Here is a 20,506-nt window from a genome sequence, read left to right on the forward strand (position 1 = left end):
ATTTGAACCGTGACCTGGAAGTGACAGACAGAGGGAAAAGCGCGTGGCAGAAGCGCACAATCCGTTGCCAAGAGGCTCCGTTGAAGTCAGTTTGTCGTGAGTTGTTCCCGGTAGCGCTGGCTGCAAAATCGGGGCCTGTATATCGTCTGCGTAGGAATCGTTGCGTGCAGGCGTGCAACTTTCGAGAGGCCGGCGCGGTTTAGCCGAAACTCACCAATAGGCGATAACGAAGCTGTTCCACGAGGGGACAGCTCACCCGAGGGGTGCGACACAATGCGTGACTGTTTGAACCACCGTGCGGGCTTTGACCGTGTCTTGATGACGGTCGCGGCGACCTTCCTCACGGTGTCGGCCAGCTCGGCCCTGGCGCAGGATCAGGCGCGCAGCAGCGCAGCAGAGCTTGCGATCGAAGCTGCGATCCCGCGCCCCGAGCCGGCCAACGTCCCGCCTCCGACTGCGGCCGACATCAAGCTCGACAGCACCGCCACAGTGCAGGACTCCAGCAAGGAAACTGCGAGGGAGTCGATTAAGGCGGACGCCGCGCCGGCACCGGACAAGGTCGAGACCAAGCCGTCCGACGTCGCCACCACGCCCGCGCCCGAAGCGCCGAAGAGCGAGACGGCGAAGACCGAGCCCGCCAAGACCGAGCCTGCCAAGACCGAGCCCGCCAAAACCGAGCCCGCCAAGGCTGACACCGCCACCGTCACGCCGGCCGCTCCCACGGCACCTGCTGCCGCAGCGGCTCCCGCCGCTGAGCCCGTGAAGGCAGCGAGCAACGTGCCCGCCGCCGACCAGCCGGTCGCGGACAAGCTCAAGGACGTCATCGGCGCCAAGGCCTCGCGCTATTTCGACCACAAGAACGAGCGCGCGGCGGTCGAGAAGTTTTACGGCGCCCGCGATTTCGCGCCGGTCTGGACCCAAGGCGGCGCCCTGACCGCCGCGGCCAAGGGCGTGATCGCGCGGCTGAAGGACGCGGCGTCCGACGGCCTCAATCCCGCCGACTATCCGGTGCCGGATTTCGCCGCCGCCACCACCCCCGATGCGCTGGCGGATGCCGAGCTCAAGCTCACCGCCAGCATGTTCGACTATGCGCGCCATGCCCAGAGCGGCCGCATGCACTGGTCGCAAGTCAGCGCCGACATCCTCTATCCCGAGCATCCGGTCGATCCGAGCGAGGTGCTGACCAAGGTCACGACCGCGGCGGATGCCTCCGCGGCGCTCGACAGCTACAACCCGCCGCACAAGCTCTACAAGGCGCTGAAGGCCAAGCTCGCCGAGCTGCGCGGCCAGGGCAATGGCCCGGTGATCGAGATCGCCGAGGGCCCTTCGCTGAAATACACCCCGGCCGGCAAGAAGCAGGCTGAGGTGGTGGTGGAAGATCCGCGCGTGCCGCAGCTCCGCGCCAAGCTCGGTATCACCGAGAACGCCAGCGACACCCGCTATGACGCAGCGGTCGCAGACGCCGTGCGCAAATTCCAGAGCGGCGCCGAGATGAAGCCGACCGGCATTCTCGACGACAAGACGGTCAAGGCGCTCAACACCCCGAAGCGCGATAAGCAGATCGACACCGTGCTGGTGAACATGGAGCGCTGGCGCTGGCTGCCGCGCGATCTCGGCGCGCCTTCACTGGGCGATGCCTATGTCATCCTCAACATTCCCGACTACACGCTGAAAGTGATGCAGCACGGCCAGCAGGTCTGGACCACCCGCGTCGTCACCGGCAAGCCGGGGCAGCACGCCACCCCGCTGCTGACCGAGACGATGAAGTACATCACGGTCAACCCGACCTGGAACGTGCCGCCGTCGATCGTCTACAACGAATATCTGCCGGCGCTTCAGCAGGACCCGACCGTGCTCCAGCGCATGGGCCTCAAGCTCGAACAGAACCGCGACGGCTCGGTGCACATCTCGCAGCCGCCGGGTGAAGCCAACGCGCTCGGCCGCATCCGCTTCAACTTCCCGAACAAGTTCCTGGTCTATCAGCACGACACGCCGGACAAGAACCTGTTCGCCAAGGAAGACCGCGCCTTCAGCCATGGCTGCATGCGAGTGCAGAATCCGGATCAATACGCGTCCGTGCTGCTCAACATCACCATGCCGAGCGAGAAGTACACGCCCGAGCGCGTGCGCAGCATGTATGGCAAGAGCGAGATCGACCTGAAATTCCCGACGCCGATCCCGGTCAACATCACCTATCAGACCGCGTTCGTGGACGATGCCGGCAAGCTGCAATTCCGCAAGGACGTTTACGGCCGCGACGCGACCATGCTCAACATCCTGAAGAACAACCGCGGCAAGGACCTCGAGGCCGTCGTGGCCCATTCTCAGCCGAGCTATTCCCGCCCGGCGACGACGCTGCCATCAGGGGTCGCGGTGGCCAACAATGGCGGCGGCTTCGGCTCGTCTGGACCAAACTTCTTCGAGCGGCTGTTCGGAGCGCCGGCCTCGACCCAACCGCCAGCGCCAGTCGGCCGTCGTCCGCAGCGGGTGTTTACCCGCTGAGCCCGGCTCAGCGCCTGGTTCACAAGAATTCTGCAATGAAATCAGCGGCCCTGTCCTCTGGATGGGGCCGTTTAACGTTAACCATTCTCCAACCTGCGTTCGGGCAGCGGGCGTTTTTTTGCCACAGTCAACCGTTTAGGATCGTAGTCTGGCTTGGTTTGGGGGCGGGAAGGTCAACCTCGAATTAACCTTCTCGCTTTAAGAAAGCGTTCATCCTCTTTCGCGCTGCTAACGGGGTTGGCGGGAGAGTCCATTTGAACGCTCGTCGACTGGGTGGGCTCATACGTGCTGACTGGTTTCGCACGCCAATTCGCTGTGCTGTCGTTGTCCCATGCGGGCGTGAAGGCCGGATCCCGGATCGGCCTCGCGGCTGCATTGCTGCTTGCGGCCGCCGGTTCGGTTCATGATGCCGCCGCGCTGAACGAGACCAAGACGCTCTCCTTCCACCATACCCATTCCGGCGAAGATCTCACCGTCACCTTCAAGCGCGACGGGCGCTACGACGAAGCGGCGCTGAAGCAGCTCAACCACTTCCTGCGCGACTGGCGCACCCAGGAGGAGACGGTGATGGACCGTCGCCTCTTCGACATCCTCTGGGAAGTCTATCGCGACGTCGACGGCAAGCAGCCGATCCAGATCATCTCCTCCTATCGCTCTCCCGCCACCAACGCCATGCTCCGCCGCCGCTCATCCGGTGTGGCGCGCTTCAGCCAGCACATGCTGGGACATGCGATGGACTTCTACATCCCGGGCGTGCCGCTGGAGCAGATCCGCTTCGCCGGCCTGCGCCTGCAGCGCGGCGGCGTCGGCTTCTACCCGACCTCCGGCTCGCCTTTCGTGCACCTCGACACCGGCAGCATCCGGCACTGGCCGCGCATGACGCATGACCAGCTCGCGCGCGTGTTCCCGGACGGCAAGACGGTGCATCTGCCAACCGACGGCACGCCGCTCAAGGGCTATGAGCTCGCCAAGGCCGAGATCGAGCGGCGCGGCAGCGGCGACGATGCCGGCAGCAAACCGAATTTCTTCGCCGCCTTGTTCAAGGGCAAGTCGGCAGCTCCAGCCGCCAGCGACGAGGATGACGAGGGCGCGCCCGCCCCGGCCGCGAAGCCGGCGGTGCCGACCGTCGTCGCAGCCGCCGCTAAGCCCGCCGAGCCGGTGCCGACGCCGCGCGCCAAGCCGCAGATCGGCGCAACCCTCCAGCTTGCTTCGGCCGATGCGCAGATCGTTGCGCCGCCCAAGCCGAAGGCCGGGCCCGTGGCTGACAAGCCGCCGACTGGCAAGCCTGTTGACGGAAAGCCGGAGACCCCGGCCGACATCATCAATGCCCGCGGCTTCTGGGATGATGTCCCGGCTGCGCCGCAGCAGGCCACGCCAGCGCAGGTCGCAGCACTGAAGGCTCGCCAGGCACTCGCCGCCACCACCGATCCGCAACCAACCGCGAGCGTGTCCAACGCAGCCTTCCAGGCCCTGGCTTACGCGCCCGCGGCCTCCCCCGTCGATCGCGCCAATGTCGTCGCCGCCTCCGCGCCGATCCCGCGCACGGCCCGCCCCGCCGCGACGTCCCGCAGCGTGGCTCAGGCGACGGAGATCAACACGGTGGTCGGCAAGAGCATCGACGGCAGGATCGCAACCGCGACCCGCCTCTCCGCAGCCAAGGGCGAGAGCGTCTGGCTCAAGATCCTGATGCTATCGCCGAGCGCCAGCCGCGCCATGTCGGTGACGCTGATGGGCGAACTCGATTTGGCTGCGCTGCGCGGCTATTTCGTCAAGCCGAAGGCCGTGATCGCGATGGGCTTCTCCGACGACCCGATGCAGGGCCTGTCCTGCGACAATTTCTCCGGCAGCGCGACCGCAAAGCTCGAGACGACCTCGTTCGTCGTGCGCACCGCCGCGCTGCGCTGATCGCCCTTACTATTTTCAAGAAATCAATCTCGTAGCCCGGATGGAGCGAAGCGCAACCCGGGAAAGCGGCGCGTGCTGCGCGAGACCCCGGATTTCGCTGCGCTCCACCAGGGCTACAAGTCCGCCTTATCGCGCTTTTTTGCCCCGCCGATCCAGATGATAGGTCAGCGCCAGCGACAAGCAGACGGCGAGCTCCCGCTTCGGCAATTTGCCCGCAACCGGCAGCAGCAACGCCCTGGTCTGCCGGTACTCGAACTGATCTGGAAAGCGCTCGCGAAAGGTGTCGACCAGTGTCGTCTTGCAGTTGAACAGAATGGCGGCGTGATCGGAATCCTTCAGGCGGCCGAGCCTGATCGTTGAGCCGCTGCCTGTCTCTTCGGTCAGATAGGCGGGCTCGCCCCATTTCAGCGTTTCGCTGAGCCGGCCGACCTCCTCATGCGCCGCGGCGGTCGCAAAGATCAGATCGCGCACCTGAAGGAGCCGCCGGCGCATTGGCGCCGGAAAGGCGTCGAAGGCGCGGCTCACCTCGCGCCGCAATATCGGCTCGGTCACAGTCTCACTCTCGATGGATCGGCAATCGGTCTCCGCCGTGCGCCAGATCAAGGAGGCAGGCCTGCCCGGAGGAGGCCTGCCTCATAGCGCTGACGATCGACCTCCCGCTTATAATGCTGGGTGGAAAGATGATTGGCGACGGAAAATGCCGGCTCACGCTTGAGAACTTCGGCCGCGTGCGCGCCGGCAGCCACGGCATTGCCCATCTGCGCGAAGATCCCGGCGAGGAACGCATGATGGGTGTGATCGGGGCGTGAGATCCGCGAGAGGGCTTCGGCGGCTTCGGCGTATTTCTCGGCACAGTAATAGGCGCGCCCGAGATGGCTCCAGAATCGTTCCGGGTGATACGGGTTGAGCCGCATCGCCTTCTTGATCCAGTCGATCCCCTCCTCCGGTCTTCCCAGCCAGGTCAGCAGTTCGCCCTGCTGCACCACTACGAGGTCATAATTCGGGTTGAGCGCGAGCGCGCGTTCCTGATGGTAAGTGGCCTTATCATGGTCGTCGCGATTCAGATTGAGTGCCGCGAGGATGCGGTGGACGTCGGCGTCATTGTCGTCGAGAACCAGCGCGGTTTCCAGCTCTGAAGCCACCTGCTGGAAGGTGGCGTCGCGATCCGCGCACCAATTATAGACCCAGGTCTGGCCCAGAACGCACGCCTTCCACGCATGCGCGTGCGCATAGCTCGCGTCGAGTTCGAGCGCCCGGTCGAGCAGAAGTTGCGCCCGCGCATTGTCTTCGCGATTGGAGCGATGATGCAAGACCTTCGCGGCCAGCACGCATTCGTAGGCCGCCATGTTGTCCGTCGGCTTGCGGTTCGCGCGATCGTGCGTCGCCGCCTCGACGCGGCCGGGCAACGTGGCGGCGATCGCCCGGGTCATCTCGTCCTGGATGGCGAAGATGTCCTTGAGCTCGCCATCGTAACGCTCGGCCCAAATGTGCCGATCCGTCTCCGCATCGATCAGCTGCACGGTGACGCGGACGCGATCCCCGGCCTTTCGCACGCTTCCCTCGATGACGTAGTCGACACCGAATTCGCGGCCAACATCCTGTACCTTGACCGACTTTCCCTTGTACACGAAGGTCGAGTTGCGCGAGATCACCAGCAGATCGTGGAAGCGTGAAAGCTCGGTGATGATGTCCTCGGTGAGACCGTCGGCGAAGAACTCCTGCTCCGGATCGCCGCTCATATTGGCGAACGGCAGCACGGCGATCGACGGCTTCTTCGACTTGCCAGTCGGCTTTGCGGCGGCCGTCGCACCGACTGGCGTGCTTGCCGGCACATCCTCCAATCGGATCCGGTAGACGCGGATGGCGCGCGCGATGTTCTTGACGTTCTGCTCGCCGATGTCCTCGAATGCGACGCCATCGAGGCGCTCGCCGAGCTGGTCGCGAACCGCGCTGGAGATGCAGATGCCTCCGGGCTCGGCGAGCGTCTCCAGCCGCGCCGCGACGTTGACGCCATCGCCGAAAATGTCGTTCTGATCGACGATGACATCGCCGAGATTGATGCCGATGCGGAACTGTATCCACCGCGGCGGCGGCACATCCGCGTTGCGCCGCGCCATGCGATGCTGAACCTCAGCGGCACACAGCACGGCATCGACGACGCTGTGGAATTCGACCAGCAAGCCGTCGCCGGTCGTCTTGATGATACGACCGCGATTCTTGGTAATAGCGGGATCGATGAGTTCGACCCGATGGGTCTTGAGGCGCGCAAGTGTGCCGGCCTCGTCGACCTCCATCAGTCGGCTGAAGCCGACCATGTCTGCGGCGAGAACTGCGGCAAGCCTGCGCTCTGGTCCCGGCACATCCATCGCTCGGTCCCTTCACCGAGCACTCTAGCAGATGACGAGATTTCGCCCAAGCTTGGTGCGCTGCAACGCCTCTAGACAAAACGCCTCAGAGCATCCCCAGCGCCTGCATGTAGGTCTCGAGAATGGTCTCGGCCTCCGCGCGCTCGTTGGGGTCCTGCTTGCGCAGGCGCACGATGGTGCGCAGCGCCTTGACGTCGTAGCCGTTGCCCTTGCTCTCGGCATAGACGTCGCGGATGTCGTCGGAGATCGCCTTCTTCTCTTCCTCCAGCCGCTCGATGCGCTCGATGATGGATTTGAGCTGGTCCTTGGCAAATTTCGTCGCGGGCTCGTCGTCGCGGACGGCGGCGGAGGTGGCCATCTTGGTACTCCCAATGGAACTGGCAAAACGAGGTGACGCCGGCATCCCTCACCGCGCGTGCTGGGTAGACCCTTAGGGTCGGCGCTCCCAGCGTTCAAGCAAGCATCGCGCTCGTCCACAGCGCGCCCACACCTTCCTGCGCCGACGCGAAGAAAGCTGTTGTGTGGTGCGACTCAGAGCGGCGCGACGAGGCGTCAGTGCCCGTTGGGATGGACCTTCTTCATCGCCTCGAGCTGCTCGGGCGTGGCCGTGCCCTGGTACTTTGCCTTCCAGGTCTCGTAGGGCATGCCGTAGATGGCCTCCCGGCTCTCGTCCTTGCTCAGGGGCACGCCCTGGGCGTCCGCGGCATCCTTGAGCCAGTTGGAGAGGCAGTTGCGGCAGAAGCCGGCCAGATTCATCAGGTCGATGTTCTGGACGTCCGTCCGGCTCCGCAAATGCTCGACCAGGCGCCGGAAAGCGGCCGCCTCGAGCTCCGTTCTGGTTTTGTCGTCGATTGCCATGGCTGTCTTCCCTAAGGCCCGTCCCGATGGCGGTCACCCTTACGGGATCAGGTGGGTCCTGTCACAGATTTTGCCATATCGCGGCGCAAACGGGCCACAGCCCGGCTAAGGGGCAGTTCCCCGGCCCTACGCCAAATCGTCAATGATCTGGTATAGCTTCCGCGACAATGATTGCCGAATCTCCCCGCTTCCCGCTTCGCCTGCTCGCCCGGTTGGTCCCGGTGCTGATGGTTGCCCTGCTGTGCCTCTGGGCCAGACCGGCCTCCGCCGATTTCCGCCTCTGCAACAACACTTCGAGCCGGGTTGGCATTGCGCTCGGCTACAAGGACGCCGAGGGCTGGACCACCGAGGGCTGGTGGAACATCTCGTCGCGTTCCTGTGAGACGCTGCTGCGAGGCACGCTGGTCGCTCGCTACTACTACATCTACGCCGTCGATTATGACCGCGGCGGCGAGTGGTCCGGCCAGGCCTTCATGTGCTCGCGCGACAAGGAGTTCACCATCCGCGGCACCGAGGACTGCCTGGCGCGCGGCTATGACCGAACCGGCTATTTCGAGGTCGACACCGGTGAGCAGCGGGCCTGGACGGTGCAGCTGACCGACGCCAACGAACAGCCGGCGCAGCAACGCGTACCTGGCCTGCCCGGGCCGGTGGGCCCGGGCGGCGTTCCGGGTTTGCCCAATAGTCCGCCCGGTGGTACGCCCCCCGCCGCGCCCGGCCTTCCGCCGGCGCCCCCGCCCCCGTCTGGAAATAAGCCATGAGGCGTCTTCGCCGTATCAAGATTCTCGCGACCCTGGGCCCCGCCTCTTCAGACCTCGCGATGATCCGCCGCCTGTTCGAGGCCGGCGCCGACCTGTTCCGCATCAACATGAGCCACACCCCGCATGACAAGATGCGGGAGCTGGTGGCGACGATCCGCAACGTCGAGAGCAGCTATGGCCGGCCGATCGGCATCCTGGTCGATCTTCAGGGACCGAAGCTGAGACTGGGCGCCTTCGCCGACGGCGCGGTCCAGCTCCAGAACGGGCAGACCTTCACGCTGGATTCCGACAAGACGCCCGGCGATGCCACGCGCGTCCACCTCCCGCATCCGGAGATCCTGGCCGCACTGCGGCCGGGCCATGCGCTGCTGCTCGACGACGGCAAGGTGCGGCTGATCGCGGAGGAGACCTCGAAAGAGCATGCGGTGACCCGCGTCGTGGTCGGCGGCAAGATGAGCGACCGCAAGGGCGTCAGCCTGCCCGACACCGACCTGCCGGTCTCGGCGATGACGCCGAAGGACCGCGCCGACCTCGAGGCGGCCCTCGTCACCGGCGTCGACTGGATCGCGCTGTCCTTCGTGCAGCGCGCCGAGGACGTGCTCGAGGCCAAGAGGATGATCCGCGGCCGCGCCGCGGTCATGGCCAAGATCGAGAAGCCGCAGGCGATCGACCGCCTCGCCGACATCATCGAGGCATCGGATGCGCTGATGGTGGCGCGCGGCGACCTCGGCGTCGAGCTGCCGCTCGAGCGCGTGCCGAGCCTGCAGAAGCAGATGACGCGGATGGCGCGCCGCGCCGGCAAGCCGGTGGTGATCGCGACCCAGATGCTGGAATCGATGATTCAGTCGCCGGTGCCGACCCGCGCCGAGGTCTCGGACGTCGCCACCGCCGTCTATGAGGGCGCCGACGCCATCATGCTGTCGGCGGAATCGGCGGCCGGCAAATTCCCGGTCGAGGCGGTCTCGACCATGAACCGCATCGGCGAGGAGGTCGAGCGCGACCCGACCTACCGCTCGGTGATCATGGCCCAGCGGCCGGACCCCGAATCGACCGTCGGCGACGCCATCGCAGACGCCGCGCGCGTGATGGCGGAAACCCTGGACCTGCCCGCTTTGATCTGCTGGACCTCATCGGGCTCGACCGCCGTGCGGGTCGCACGCGAGCGGCCCAAGCCGCCGATCGTGGCGATCACGCCGAACATCACGGCGGGGCGCCGCCTCGCGGTGGTGTGGGGCGTGCATTGCGTCGTGGCGGAGGACGCGCGCGACCAGGACGACATGGTGGGCCGCGCCGGCCAGATTGCGTTCCGCGATGGCTTCGTCCGCGCGGGCCAGCGCGTGATCATCGTCGCCGGCGTGCCGCTCGGCATTCCCGGCACCACCAACATGGTGCGCATCGCCTCGGTCGGCCCCGGGGGCGACGCGGATATGTAAGCCCGCCAGCGCGGCCAAAACTAAAAAGTCGAAAAACAACCCCATGCACAGTAGCCTGGCCGGACTGGCGGGCTCGCTGGGATTTCACGAAAAGGCACGCTCAGGCAATGACCTGAGCGCGATCAGGGCGCCGCCTCGACCGCGGCGCGATTTTACGCCCCAACCAGCGCCTTCGTCGTCGGCAGTAGCGTCTGCTGCACCACCAGGCCGCGGGCGCGGGCGTCCATGACGCCGACGGCGCGCAGCGCCAGCAGCGTCACGGTCTGCACCGCATCGCGCATCTTGACGGGATCTCCGAGATTGTCGGGCGCAAGCGGCCCGACCAGAGCCTCATGCAGCGCCCCCAGCAGCGCGGTGGCGGCGAGCGCAGTGTCCTGCGCCGGCAGGTGACCGGCCCGCACGGCGGCGTCGATGCGGCTCGCGATCTCGCCGGCGATCTCGCGTCGGCTGGCCAGCCTGGAGGCGCTGACATCGACATCGACGGGCTCGGCCAGGATGCCCCAGGCCAGCCGCCGCTGCGACAGCGTATGGACCGCCACGGTGGTCACGGCGGCCGCCAGCGCCGAGGACGGTCCTGGAGCGGCATCGGCCGCCCGGCGGATCGCCGCGAGCTCGTCGCGAGAGACCTCGGCAATGAGTTCGGAGATCAGCTCGGCCTTGGAGGGAAAGTAACGGTACACCGTGCCGGCTGCGACATTGGCCCGGACCGCGACCGGCGCGATCTGCACCGCCGCCATTCCGCCTTCCGCCGCTGCTTCCCGCGCCGCCGCAAGAATCGCGCTGCGCCGCGCCGCAAGGCGCTTCACCACTTGATGCGTCCGCCGATAAACCATGGCGCGCTTCCTGTCCCACACGCCAGCCACACGCCCTGCGGCCGAACGCTTCGTCACGTCAAAAGATGCAAATCGCCCCGCAAGGACTGAACAACTATTCAGAGTGAATGACAAGATGGGAAATGCGTGGAGCGTCTCTCAAGGAGGCGGGACTTCACCCCAAAATAACGGCGACTTGGTTGGTGACGGCTAACCACGATTGTTACCGCGATCTTAAGACTGCGCCGCGACTGTACGGGATACTGCGATCTCACCTCGGTGCAGCATGGTCGACACGGACGCCCGGACCGCCTGGCAGCTTTTCCATCTGAACTGGCTTCCGATCGCGGCCATGGCCGGACTGCTGGCGATCGGCCTGCCTTGGGCAGACCTGAGCCTCGAGCCGGTTGCTTACGGCGTGACGTTGGCGATCGCCGCATTCCTGCTCGCGGTCGCCTATGGCCATCGGATCGTCAAAGCGGAGCTTGCGGATCCGAAGCTGGTGTTTTCGCTCGGTGCGATCGGGCAGGTCATTCTCACCTGCGCCATCGTCGGACCGCTCAGCTACGTCGCGGGCAAGCTGAACTGGCCGCTCCAGGACCAGGCGCTGCTTGCGATCGACCGCGCGCTCGGTCTCGATCCCGAAGCGATCGCGCGATACGTCAACGATCATCCCTGGCTCGCGACCATCTTCGCGCGCGGCTACGGGCTGATCAAGCTGCCGCTGCTCGGCGTTCCCGTCGTGCTGGCGTTGACGGGCCGCTATGTGCGCCTTCAATCGTTCATGCTTGCGACGAGCCTCGCGCTTGCGGTGACCATCGCAATCTCCGCCGTGGTGCCGGCGATCGGCACCTATTACGCGCTGCAACTGCCTGCCGCGCATCTGCCTGAAATCAACACCGCCGTTTACGCCGGGCAGTTGCGCGACATTCTCGCACTTCGTGACGGCAGCCTGCACGAGCTCCGCCTGTTCTTCCTCTCCGGCATCGTCTCGTTTCCAAGCTTTCACGCCGCCTCCGCGGTGCTCTATATGTGGGCGCTGTGGCCGGTGCGCGGCATCGGCATCATCGCAGCCGCCCTGAACCTCCTGATGATCGCGTCGACGCCGGTGATCGGCGCGCACTACGTCATTGACGTCGTCGGCGGCATCGCCGTCGCTGCAGCATCGATCTGGGCGGTGAAGCTCTTTGTTCGTTGGCTGCACGGCGCGTCACGGATTTCCGGCGCGCCTGCCGCGTCGGCGGTCTGGCAGGTCGGCCTCGCCGAATGACGCTGCACCAGCCGTCACCACAGTTTGCGTAGCGGCAGCGACTTTGAATCATTCGCCAAAAAGAAAAGAGCCCCGTCCAGGACGGGGCTCTCGAAACTCGATGGTCCGCCAGCTTACTTCAGGCTGGACTGGATCGAGGTGAACTTGGTGTTCAGCGTGCCGCCGAGCTGGTTGACGACGGTGATGATCGCCAGCGCGATGCCGGCAGCGATCAGGCCGTATTCAATGGCGGTGGCGCCGGATTCATCCTTCACGAAACGCGCAACGAGGTTCTTCATAGAGTGCTCCAAATGAGTACACGAGGCTTACAACTGATCCGGTCTTTTCGGCTTCCCAGCGCCGCCCGACCATGGAACCGAACCTAGAGGCAAAGAATTGCGCCGCAGTTAATTCGACTGCGTAAACACCGAGCGGTTTGCGTGTATTCGCCGATGGTAAATCGAAATCCAAAACAGTCCATTAAATCGTCGAGACTTTGAATCTGCCTGGCGCAGCCGGTTTACCCGAAGTTATGAGCGCCCATGCTCCAATGTCGTCCGCTCGGTCAGCTCGACAAGAACAAGCAGGACAACGAGGCGGCATGTCCCTCTCCTTCGCCAACAGCATCGCCGTGCAGAGCCGCACGCGGGCCCTGGTGCCGCTGTGCGTCGGCGCCGTCGCCTATCTGTTCTTCCTTTTTCTCGGCGATAGCCTGCTTCAGGATTCCGACTCGTTCTGGCAGATCAAGATCGGGCAATGGATCCTCGATCACGGCGCCATGCCGACCACCGACTTCTATTCCTTCACGCGAATGGGCGCGCCGTGGATATCGACGTCGTGGCTGTCGCAGGTCGCGTTCGCCTTCTCCCATGCGCAATGGGGCTGGGCAGGTCCCGTCATCCTCACCGCAGTCGCTCTCGCGCTCGCGGTCGCAATCTTCGTCCATCTGCTCGACGCGCAGATCGAGGCACCGCGCGCGGTACTGTTCGCGACGCTGGCGCTGCTGCTGTCGATCCATCACGTGCTGGCACGTCCGCATATTCTGGCGCTGCCCGTCATGGTGGCGTGGGTCGGCTTGTTGATGGCAGCTGCCGATCGCAAGAGCGCGCCGTCCTGGACCTGGCTGCCGCTGATGGCGCTCTGGGCGAACCTGCATGGCGGCTTCGTGCTGGGCCTCGCGCTGATCGGTCCGATCTCGCTCGAAGCGGTCGAGCACGCCGAGAAGGGACGGCGTCTTTCGCTGTTCATGCGCTGGGTGCTGTTCGGAATCGGCGCGCTGACCGCGAGCTGCTGCACGCCGTACGGATGGCGGACGCTGCAGGGCGCGAGCAACGTCCTCAGACTCGGCGAGCTGCTGTCGCTGATCTGCGAATGGATGCCGTCGAACTTCGCCACGTTCACCCCGTTCGAGGGCGCCCTGCTCGCCCTGATCGCATTCGGCTATTATCGCGGCCTGGTGCTGTCGGCGCCCCGGATCTTCCTGATCCTGTTCCTGACCTGGAGCGCGCTGACCCATGTCAGGAGCATCGAGGCATTTGCGTTCCTGGTGCCGCTGGTGCTGGCAAGGCCGCTCGGCGAGATGTTCCCGCGCCGGACGCCTGACGCCACCGGTGCCGACCGCTGGCCGGCCCGCACTGTCACCGCGCTTGCCGCGCTGATGATCGTGGCGGCAGGCTGGACGTCGACGTCGCTCTATATGGGGCATCACCGCTTCACCTTCACGATGAGGCAGACGCCGGTTGCGGCGGTCGACCTGCTCGAGCGACGCAAGGTACAGCGCATCTTCAACGCCTACCAGTTCGGCGGCTATCTGATCTCGCGCGATATTCCCGTTTTCGTCGACGGCCGCGCCGAACTGTATGGCGAGAAGTTCGTCATGGACTTCTTCGAGGCGACGGAAGGCAGGAAGCCCGAGCTGCTGCCGCGCCTTCTGGACGAGTACAAGATCGACGCGACGCTATTGGTCGCCGACGCGCCGGGGCCGCAGATCCTCGACCAGCTCAAGGGCTGGAAGCGGATCTACGCGGACGACATCGCCGTCATCCACGTGCGCGACACCGCAGACGGCGCGGCGGCGGCGCCTTCGAAGTGAGGACCTGCTCCAGCGCTCGTCTCCGGGCTCAGCTGCTCCATCAGATGGTTCCCACCAGCCAGCCGCCCCCGAAAAATCCGGCGCGTCCCGACCCGGACCGAATCGTGGCGACCATCGTTCTTGCGCTGCTGGCGGCGGTCTCGTTTCTCCCGGTGCTCCTGACACCCATTCCCGCGATGGTCGATTATCCCAATCACCTCGCGCGCATGTACGTCCTGAGCCAGAACGGCACACCGGGTGCCAATCCGTATTACGAGGTGACGTGGGCCTTCTATCCCAACCTCGGAATGGACCTGATGGTCCCGCAGCTGGCGCGGCTGATGAGCGTCGAGGACGCCACTCGGCTGTTTCTCCTGCTGAGCCAGGTCCTGATCGTCACCGGCGCGCTTCTGCTCGAATGGGTCCGGAAAAAGCGCATCCATCTCGCCGGCTTCGCCGCGCTCGCTTTCCTCTATTGCCTGCCGTTCAGCTGGGGTTTTGTGAATTTCGAGTTCGGGATCGGTCTCGCGCTCTGGGGCATGGCCGTCTACCTGATGCTGGCCGAAAGCGCCTGGCCGCTGCGCTTCGCCGCCCATTCGGCCTTCGTCGCCGCGCTCTATGTGGGGCATTTCTTTTCGCTCGGCGTCTACGGCGCAGTGCTGGGCCTTGTCGAGCTGTCGCGCATCCGCCAAGGGCAGACCACGCATCCCGTCGTGGCCGCGCGGCTCGGCGCGCTGGCCCTGCCGGCGCGCTTGCGCTGCTTTCGATCATGCATGTCACGGCAGGCGCGATCGGAAGCCAAGGCAACGATTGGTTCCTCGCATTCAAGCCGGTCTGGCCGCTCCGCATCATGAACGGCTACAATCTGACGGCCGCGGCGGTGACCGGGCTGACGATGATGACCGCGCTGCTGTTCGCCGCAAGGCGCGGCGTTCTCAGGCTCGAGCCGCCCGGGATCTGGATCGCGCTCGGTCTTGCGCTCCTGTACGTGGCCATTCCCTCCAGGCTGCTCGGGACCTCGTTTGCCGACCTCCGCGTGATTCCTGCTGCGGGGCTGATCCTGCCGGCGTTCTGCTCGCTGTCGTTACCGAGCCGGGCGTGGAGAATGGGCGCGCTCGCTGCGATCAGCGGCATCACACTGATCAATCTCGCCGTTGTCTTCACAGTGTGGCTGCCCTACCGCGCTGACTACGCAGCCACCATCGAGTCGTTCCGCAAGATCGAACGCGGCTCGCGCGTTCTCGTCAGCAATGCGGACGAAGCTGGCGATCCGCCCTTCGCCGACCTCACTGCGTATCCGATGTATTATGCGCCAACGCTGGCGGTGCACTATGCCAACGCCTTCGTGCCCAATCTCTTCACGGAAGCGGGCAAGCAACCTGTTCGGGCCGTCGAGGCCGTGCGCCAGCTCGCCACTCCGGATGGCGGACTGGTGTCCTCAGGCCTGCTCACCGCGATTGCAACGGGCCGCCCGCCGGCGGACTCGCCGCGCTTTGTCCTCACCTGGTACCGGGATTTCGACTACCTCTATGTGCTGGGACCGCGGGCCGCAAATCCGCTGCCGGATCTGCTGGAGATATTGGAGACCTCGGATCGGTTTGTCCTCTACAGGATTCGCCGCAAGTCCTGAGAAAGGCGACCTTAACCACCTGCTCATAGACTTGCGCCCCTCCAACCCAGCGGGACTCCTTCGCATGGCGGCCAATTCCAGATCGATCCGCTACAGCCTCGTCATTCCCGTATTCAACGAGGAAGCGGTGCTGCCGGTCCTGCTGCGCCGGCTCGACCAGGTCATGTCCAAGCTCGACGGGCCGGCGGAAGCGATCTTCGTCGACGACGGCAGCAGCGATTCCAGCTCGATCGTGCTGCGAGCGCTCGCCGTGCGCGACACGCGCTTTCGCTACCTCGGCCTGTCGCGCAACTTCGGCCATCAGATCGCCATCACCGCCGGCATGGACGCCGCGCAAGGCGACGCCATCATCGTCATGGACGCCGATCTGCAGGACCCGCCCGAGGTGATCGAGCAGTTGATCGCAAAGTGGAAGGAGGGCAACGACATCGTCCACGCCCGCCGCCTCTCGCGCGAGGGCGAAAGCCGCTTCAAGCGCGCGACCGCGCATCTGTTCTACCGGCTGCTCGGCAGGATGTCCTCCGTCGGCATCCCTGCGGATGTCGGCGACTTCCGCTTGATCGACCGCAAGGTGCTCGACGCGCTCAGGCAGATGCCGGAGCAGGATCGCTTCGTGCGCGGCATGATCGCCTGGCTCGGCTTCCGGCAGGCCGAGGTCGCCTTCCACCGCCTCGAGCGCGCCGCGGGCGAAACCAAATACCCGCTGTTCAAGATGATCCGCCTGGCGGTGAACGCCGCGCTCGGCTTTTCCGATCTGCCGCTGCGGCTGGCGATCTGGTGCGGCTTGACGGTCTCGGCCCTTGCGCTGCTCTACGGCGGCTGGGTGATTCTGTTGTGGCTCAGCAAGGACAGCCATCTCGTGACCGGCTGGTCTTCGACGATCGTCCTCATGTCGCTGCTGTGCGGCATCAACATGCTGATGACGGGCATCGTTGGGCTCTATGTCGGCCGCATCCATGCCGAGGTGAAACGCCGCCCGCTCTACGTGGTGCAGGCACGAATCGGCTTCGATCGCGACGCGACGGCGTCGACACAGGCGATCCACACCATCAACGAGTGACCCGGCGCACGAGCGAGCTCTTCCCGCCGCTCACTTCGAACCTGAATTGGCACGCGTCCCTCGAAGAGGTCTTCGGCAGCGGGTCGATCGAGGGCCGATGTGTCGCCTTGGCGCCCGACTTATTGTCGCGGCGTATCTCGCCGCTTGTGAACGACCGCCACATCGTCGCTGTAGACGCGCTGCCACTGCGGCAGTCGGTCGAGCATCGCTATCGCGGGCGTTTGCGGTGCGAGCAGTGTCGCGTCGATGTTGTATTCGTCGAGCAATCTGAGGAAATCTCCGAGGTCGATCAGCGCCAGGGCGCGATTGTAGCGGTCGATGAACGGCCCGCCGTACAGTTCGGAGCGGCCATCGATAAAGGTGGGAATGCCGGCAAAGATCAAATAGCCGCCGAAGGCGTAATCGTTGAGCACGCGTCCCGTCCCGGCCAGGTCGGCCTGAGCGATGGCAGCCTGCGGGGTGATGGCCGGAGCCGGCCGGATGTCCCGCGCCAGCGCCGCCCCGCTCATCGCGACCAAGACACCGAGCGCGGCCAGATTGAGGCCGCGCGAGCGGCCGGCCGCATCGATCCCGGTCGGTCCGCCGAACGTCCGCCCCAGCGGGGCCGCCAGATAAAGCGGCGCCAGCATGCCCAGCAAATCCGCATTGCGGATTTGCGCCAGCGCGAAATGGAGCAAGCCGATCACCACCAGGACCCGAACGACCGGCAGTGTCACGCCGCGCGAGAGCGCAAAGATGCCAGCCAGCAGCAGCAATTCGAAGCCACCGCTATGGCTGAAATCCTGCGGCCGCCATTCCGAGATCCAGGCGAGCGCGGGACCTGCGGCCAGCGTCGTCAGCGGCATCAACAATGGTTCCGGCCCCTTCGGCGTCAGGCAGGACGCTACGACCGCCAGTGCCGTGAATGGCAGCCACCGCAGCAACACGTGCAGCCATTCGCTTCGCTTCTCACGCAGCAGCGCCTCGAGCACCGCCGGGCCAATCAGCCCAAGCGCCAGCACGCCGCTGCCGTGCAGATTGGCCCACAGCACCAGCAGCGGCAGAGCCCAATATGGCGGAGGCGAGCTGCGATCCATGCAGCGCACCAGGGCAGCCGCCCAGATCACCATCACCGGCAACACGAGGACGTGCGGCCGCGCCAGCATGTGCGGCGCCAGCAGGACGATGGCCGCGATCACCATCAGCACAGTCAGGGCCGGGGAAAGCTCCCGCAGCAGGAAGAACGTGAGCAGGCCAAAGGCGAGCGCGATCGCCGCAGCCGCGATCGCGACGACGGCCGGCCAGCCGGCCAGCGCGTAGACGGCGGCATAGATGACCTCGGACAGCCATTCGAAGGTGATCCAGGGCGCGCCGTGCTTCGAAAAGGAAAACAGGTCGCTCGTCGGCAAGGTGCCGTGCGCGATGATCCAGCGTCCGAGCTCGATGTGGGAATAGCTGTCGGGATCGCCGAGCAATCGCGGGCCGAGCGCCAGCAACACGGTGTAGAGGCTGAGCCCCACGGCCCAGGGGAGCACGGCACGTGCCGAAAACGGTTGAACCGCGCTGTAGACGGCTTGATCAGTCATAGCGGGCCAAAATAGGCCGCAAGCGTTAAGTTCTTCTTTAGTGTTTGGCGCATTTGCCCCGAGCACGGTGCGCTTCTGCCCCCCGCTTCAGGCCTCACACGCTGGCTTGCTGCGCCCAGCGGGCTACCCAACAAAAAAAGCGCGGCGTTTCCGCCGCGTTCTTCATTTCGATCTGCCGCTTCTCGATCAGGCCTGCGGCTGTGGCTCGAGGCCAGGATCCGGATCCGGACGCGGGCGCGGCTTGCCGGCCGGGGGCACGGCGGAGGCGCGCGGCGTGGTCGGCTCGAGCACGGACTCGCGGTTCGGCTTCTTGCCCCTGAGCAAGTCGACGATCTCCTCGCCGGTCAGCGTCTCGAACTCGAGCAGGCCCTTGGCCAGCGTCTCGAGATCGGCGCGCTTCTCGGTGAGGATGCGGGTCGCTTCCTTGTAGCCTTCCTCGACCAGGCGTTTGATCTCGGAATCGATCTTCTGAACGGTGGCTTCGGATGCGTTCTGCGTGCGCGACACCGACATGCCGAGGAAGACCTCGTCCTGGTTCTCGCCATAGGAGACGGTGCCGAGTTCCTCCGACAGGCCCCAGCGCGTCACCATCATGCGGGCAAGGCGCGTGGCCTGCTCGATGTCGGAGGCGGCGCCCGAGGTCACCTTCTCGCGGCCGAAGATCAGCTCTTCGGCGACGCGGCCGCCCATCATGATGGCAAGGCGCGAGGTCATCTGCTCCAGCGACATCGACAGCTTGTCGCGCTCGGGCAGCTGCATGACCATACCGAGCGCACGGCCGCGCGGAATGATGGTCGCCTTGTGGATCGGATCGGTCGCGGGCACGTTGAGACCGACGATGGCGTGGCCGCCCTCGTGATAGGCCGTCAAGAGCTTCTCTTCTTCGGTCATGACGAGCGACTTGCGCTCGGCGCCCATCATCACCTTGTCCTTGGCCTCCTCGAACTCGGCCTGCGTCACCATCCGTTTGTTGCGGCGGGCGGCGGTGAGCGCAGCCTCGTTGACGAGGTTCATCAGGTCGGCGCCGGAGAAGCCCGGCGTGCCGCGCGCGATGGTCTTGAGGTTGATATCGGGGGCCAGCGGCACCTTGCGGACGTGAACCTTGAGGATCTGCTCGCGGCCGACGACATCGGGATTGGGCACAACGACCTGGCGGTCGAAGCGGCCCGGCCGCAGCAGCGCGGGATCGAGCACGTCAGGACGGTTGGTCGCGGCGATCAGGATCACGCCCTCGTTGGCCTCGAAGCCGTCCATCTCGACCAGCAGCTGGTTCAGCGTCTGCTCGCGCTCGTCGTTGCCGCCGCCGAGGCCGGCGCCGCGGTGACGACCGACAGCGTCGATCTCGTCGATGAAGATGATGCAGGGCGCGTTCTTCTTGGCCTGCTCGAACATGTCGCGGACGCGGCTCGCGCCGACGCCGACGAACATCTCGACGAAATCCGAACCGGAAATGGTGAAGAACGGCACGTTGGCTTCACCCGCGACCGCACGCGCGATCAGGGTCTTACCGGTGCCGGGCGGGCCGACCAGCAGCACGCCGCGCGGGATGCGGCCGCCGAGGCGCTGGAATTTGCCGGGGTCGCGCAGGAATTCGACGATCTCCTGCAGATCCTGCTTGGCCTCATCCACGCCGGCGACGTCCTCGAAGGTGACGCGGCCATGCGCTTCGGTCAGCATCTTCGCGCGCGACTTGCCGAAGCCCATCGCCTTGCCGGCGCCGCCCTGCATCTGCCGCGACAGGAAGATCCAGACGCCGATCAGCGCGATGAAGGGCAGCCAGGAGACCAGCAGCGAGACGAACCAGGGCACGTTGTCGCCCGGCGGCTTCGCGGTGATCTGCACCTTGCTGTCGTAGAGCCGCTTCACCAGCGTCGGATCGTTCGGCGCATAGGTCTGGAAGCTCGAGCCGTTGGTGAAGGTGCCGTGGATGTCCGGGCCCTGGATCACGACGTCGCGGACATTGCCGCGATCAACTTCGCTCAGCAGCTGGGAGAAGGCGATGTCCTGCGAGGACGCCCGCTGACCCGGATTCTGGAAGAGCGTGAACAACGCCAACAGCAGCAAAACAATGATGACCCAGAGGGCGAAATTGCGCAGATTGGCGTTCATCGATCTTCCTTCGTGGTCGCGCGGATCGCGGCCTGGTCCTTCAGGAGCTACTTGGGCAAGCTAGAGAAAATCCCCAAGGAATCCTCTCGGTTAGACGCATACAATTTAGGTGCCGTCCGGGTCGCTGCCAAGGGAATGAGATGGGACTATTTAGCCCATCTTAGAGCGATTCCCGCTGAAATAAT

17 protein-coding genes are annotated in these 20,506 nt (G+C 65.3%); 9 read left to right on the forward strand and 8 right to left on the reverse strand.

The window, feature by feature from the left end; all coding sequences use genetic code 11:
- Window positions 1-273: 273 nt before the first annotated feature.
- Together P6U27_RS33060 and P6U27_RS33065 are read left to right on the forward strand one after the other, a co-directional pair.
- Window positions 274-2,502, forward strand: a complete 2,229-nt coding sequence (locus P6U27_RS33060; protein WP_129144372.1) for a murein L,D-transpeptidase — start codon at window positions 274-276, stop codon at window positions 2,500-2,502.
- Window positions 2,503-2,787: 285 nt separating this feature from the next.
- Window positions 2,788-4,407, forward strand: coding sequence for a DUF882 domain-containing protein (locus P6U27_RS33065; RefSeq protein ID WP_312016175.1), 1,620 nt, complete (start codon window positions 2,788-2,790; stop codon window positions 4,405-4,407).
- A gap of 126 nt (window positions 4,408-4,533) precedes the next feature.
- On the opposite strand, the gene P6U27_RS33070 is transcribed toward P6U27_RS33065, so the two are convergent.
- From P6U27_RS33070 to P6U27_RS33085, 4 genes are all read right to left on the reverse strand, one after another.
- A complete protein-coding gene (locus P6U27_RS33070; RefSeq protein ID WP_122405614.1) occupies window positions 4,534-4,959 on the reverse strand; it encodes a DUF1801 domain-containing protein in 426 nt (141 codons plus the stop codon).
- Between the two features lie 47 nt (window positions 4,960-5,006).
- The gene (locus P6U27_RS33075; RefSeq protein ID WP_129144374.1) at window positions 5,007-6,773 is read right to left on the reverse strand and encodes an adenylate/guanylate cyclase domain-containing protein; all 1,767 of its coding nucleotides are present in this window, start codon (window positions 6,771-6,773) and stop codon (window positions 5,007-5,009) included.
- Between the two features lie 85 nt (window positions 6,774-6,858).
- A complete protein-coding gene (locus P6U27_RS33080; protein ID WP_018641571.1) occupies window positions 6,859-7,131 on the reverse strand; it encodes a DUF2312 domain-containing protein in 273 nt (90 codons plus the stop codon).
- Between the two features lie 194 nt (window positions 7,132-7,325).
- Window positions 7,326-7,631, reverse strand: a complete 306-nt coding sequence (locus P6U27_RS33085; protein ID WP_122405616.1) for a DUF1244 domain-containing protein — start codon at window positions 7,629-7,631, stop codon at window positions 7,326-7,328.
- A gap of 167 nt (window positions 7,632-7,798) precedes the next feature.
- Between P6U27_RS33085 and P6U27_RS33090 the strand changes: the two genes are divergently transcribed.
- Both P6U27_RS33090 and pyk read left to right on the forward strand, forming a co-directional pair.
- Window positions 7,799-8,392 carry a DUF1036 domain-containing protein gene (locus P6U27_RS33090; RefSeq protein WP_122405617.1) on the forward strand — a complete coding sequence of 198 codons (594 nt, stop codon included), beginning with the start codon at window positions 7,799-7,801 and terminating at the stop codon, window positions 8,390-8,392.
- Complete coding sequence (pyk, locus tag P6U27_RS33095) at window positions 8,389-9,825, forward strand: pyruvate kinase (RefSeq protein WP_122405618.1); 1,437 nt, start codon at window positions 8,389-8,391, stop codon at window positions 9,823-9,825. The genes P6U27_RS33090 and pyk overlap by 4 nt, the downstream gene beginning before the upstream one ends.
- A gap of 152 nt (window positions 9,826-9,977) precedes the next feature.
- On the opposite strand, the gene P6U27_RS33100 is transcribed toward pyk, so the two are convergent.
- Window positions 9,978-10,658 (reverse strand): TetR/AcrR family transcriptional regulator, encoded by a 681-nt coding sequence (locus tag P6U27_RS33100; RefSeq protein ID WP_122405619.1) that lies wholly within the window; start codon window positions 10,656-10,658, stop codon window positions 9,978-9,980.
- A 265-nt stretch (window positions 10,659-10,923) separates the two neighbouring features.
- Here P6U27_RS33100 and P6U27_RS33105 point away from each other — a divergent pair, with 265 nt between their 5' ends.
- Window positions 10,924-11,907: a phosphatase PAP2 family protein gene (locus P6U27_RS33105; protein ID WP_129144375.1), complete on the forward strand. Its 984-nt coding sequence runs from the start codon at window positions 10,924-10,926 to the stop codon at window positions 11,905-11,907.
- A 113-nt stretch (window positions 11,908-12,020) separates the two neighbouring features.
- Here P6U27_RS33105 and P6U27_RS33110 read toward each other — a convergent pair whose 3' ends face one another.
- Window positions 12,021-12,185 (reverse strand): Flp family type IVb pilin, encoded by a 165-nt coding sequence (locus tag P6U27_RS33110; RefSeq protein WP_122405621.1) that lies wholly within the window; start codon window positions 12,183-12,185, stop codon window positions 12,021-12,023.
- A gap of 302 nt (window positions 12,186-12,487) precedes the next feature.
- Between P6U27_RS33110 and P6U27_RS33115 the strand changes: the two genes are divergently transcribed.
- The 4 genes from P6U27_RS33115 (at window position 12,488) to P6U27_RS33130 (ending at window position 16,647) form a co-directional block, all read left to right on the forward strand.
- On the forward strand, window positions 12,488-13,978 hold the full coding sequence (locus tag P6U27_RS33115; RefSeq protein ID WP_407193367.1) for a hypothetical protein: 1,491 nt from the start codon (window positions 12,488-12,490) through the stop codon (window positions 13,976-13,978).
- A gap of 104 nt (window positions 13,979-14,082) precedes the next feature.
- Complete coding sequence (locus P6U27_RS33120) at window positions 14,083-14,811, forward strand: hypothetical protein (RefSeq protein ID WP_407193368.1); 729 nt, start codon at window positions 14,083-14,085, stop codon at window positions 14,809-14,811.
- Window positions 14,727-15,587 (forward strand): hypothetical protein, encoded by an 861-nt coding sequence (locus tag P6U27_RS33125; RefSeq protein WP_407193369.1) that lies wholly within the window; start codon window positions 14,727-14,729, stop codon window positions 15,585-15,587. Before P6U27_RS33120 ends, P6U27_RS33125 begins: the two co-directional genes overlap by 85 nt.
- A 64-nt stretch (window positions 15,588-15,651) precedes the next feature.
- Complete coding sequence (locus tag P6U27_RS33130; RefSeq protein ID WP_122405623.1) at window positions 15,652-16,647, forward strand: glycosyltransferase family 2 protein; 996 nt, start codon at window positions 15,652-15,654, stop codon at window positions 16,645-16,647.
- A 119-nt stretch (window positions 16,648-16,766) separates the two neighbouring features.
- Here the strand turns inward: P6U27_RS33130 and P6U27_RS33135 are convergent, their stop codons facing one another.
- Window positions 16,767-18,212: a hypothetical protein gene (locus P6U27_RS33135; RefSeq protein WP_407193370.1), complete on the reverse strand. Its 1,446-nt coding sequence runs from the start codon at window positions 18,210-18,212 to the stop codon at window positions 16,767-16,769.
- Between the two features lie 186 nt (window positions 18,213-18,398).
- On the reverse strand, window positions 18,399-20,321 hold the full coding sequence (gene ftsH, locus P6U27_RS33140) for an ATP-dependent zinc metalloprotease FtsH (RefSeq protein ID WP_027573106.1): 1,923 nt from the start codon (window positions 20,319-20,321) through the stop codon (window positions 18,399-18,401).
- Window positions 20,322-20,506: the final 185 nt, after the last annotated feature.

This window comes from Bradyrhizobium sp. STM 3566 (assembly GCF_045571445.1).
Classification (GTDB): Bacteria; Pseudomonadota; Alphaproteobacteria; order Rhizobiales; family Xanthobacteraceae; genus Bradyrhizobium; species Bradyrhizobium vignae.

What these genes read in the sequence shown, in the direction of transcription:
- P6U27_RS33100 (WP_122405619.1), bottom strand. Translation starts at nt 10,658, where the DNA reads ATGGTTTATCGGCGGACGCATCAAGTGGTGAAGCGCCTTGCGGCGCGG.
- P6U27_RS33085 (WP_122405616.1), bottom strand. Translation starts at nt 7,631, where the DNA reads ATGGCAATCGACGACAAAACCAGAACGGAGCTCGAGGCGGCCGCTTTC.
- ftsH (WP_027573106.1), bottom strand. Translation starts at nt 20,321, where the DNA reads ATGAACGCCAATCTGCGCAATTTCGCCCTCTGGGTCATCATTGTTTTG.
- P6U27_RS33075 (WP_129144374.1), bottom strand. Translation starts at nt 6,773, where the DNA reads ATGGATGTGCCGGGACCAGAGCGCAGGCTTGCCGCAGTTCTCGCCGCA.
- P6U27_RS33090 (WP_122405617.1), top strand. Translation starts at nt 7,799, where the DNA reads ATGATTGCCGAATCTCCCCGCTTCCCGCTTCGCCTGCTCGCCCGGTTG.
- P6U27_RS33115 (WP_407193367.1), top strand. Translation starts at nt 12,488, where the DNA reads ATGTCCCTCTCCTTCGCCAACAGCATCGCCGTGCAGAGCCGCACGCGG.
- P6U27_RS33125 (WP_407193369.1), top strand. Translation starts at nt 14,727, where the DNA reads ATGCATGTCACGGCAGGCGCGATCGGAAGCCAAGGCAACGATTGGTTC.
- P6U27_RS33130 (WP_122405623.1), top strand. Translation starts at nt 15,652, where the DNA reads ATGGCGGCCAATTCCAGATCGATCCGCTACAGCCTCGTCATTCCCGTA.
- P6U27_RS33135 (WP_407193370.1), bottom strand. Translation starts at nt 18,212, where the DNA reads ATGACTGATCAAGCCGTCTACAGCGCGGTTCAACCGTTTTCGGCACGT.
- P6U27_RS33080 (WP_018641571.1), bottom strand. Translation starts at nt 7,131, where the DNA reads ATGGCCACCTCCGCCGCCGTCCGCGACGACGAGCCCGCGACGAAATTT.
- pyk (WP_122405618.1), top strand. Translation starts at nt 8,389, where the DNA reads ATGAGGCGTCTTCGCCGTATCAAGATTCTCGCGACCCTGGGCCCCGCC.
- P6U27_RS33105 (WP_129144375.1), top strand. Translation starts at nt 10,924, where the DNA reads ATGGTCGACACGGACGCCCGGACCGCCTGGCAGCTTTTCCATCTGAAC.
- P6U27_RS33110 (WP_122405621.1), bottom strand. Translation starts at nt 12,185, where the DNA reads ATGAAGAACCTCGTTGCGCGTTTCGTGAAGGATGAATCCGGCGCCACC.
- P6U27_RS33060 (WP_129144372.1), top strand. Translation starts at nt 274, where the DNA reads ATGCGTGACTGTTTGAACCACCGTGCGGGCTTTGACCGTGTCTTGATG.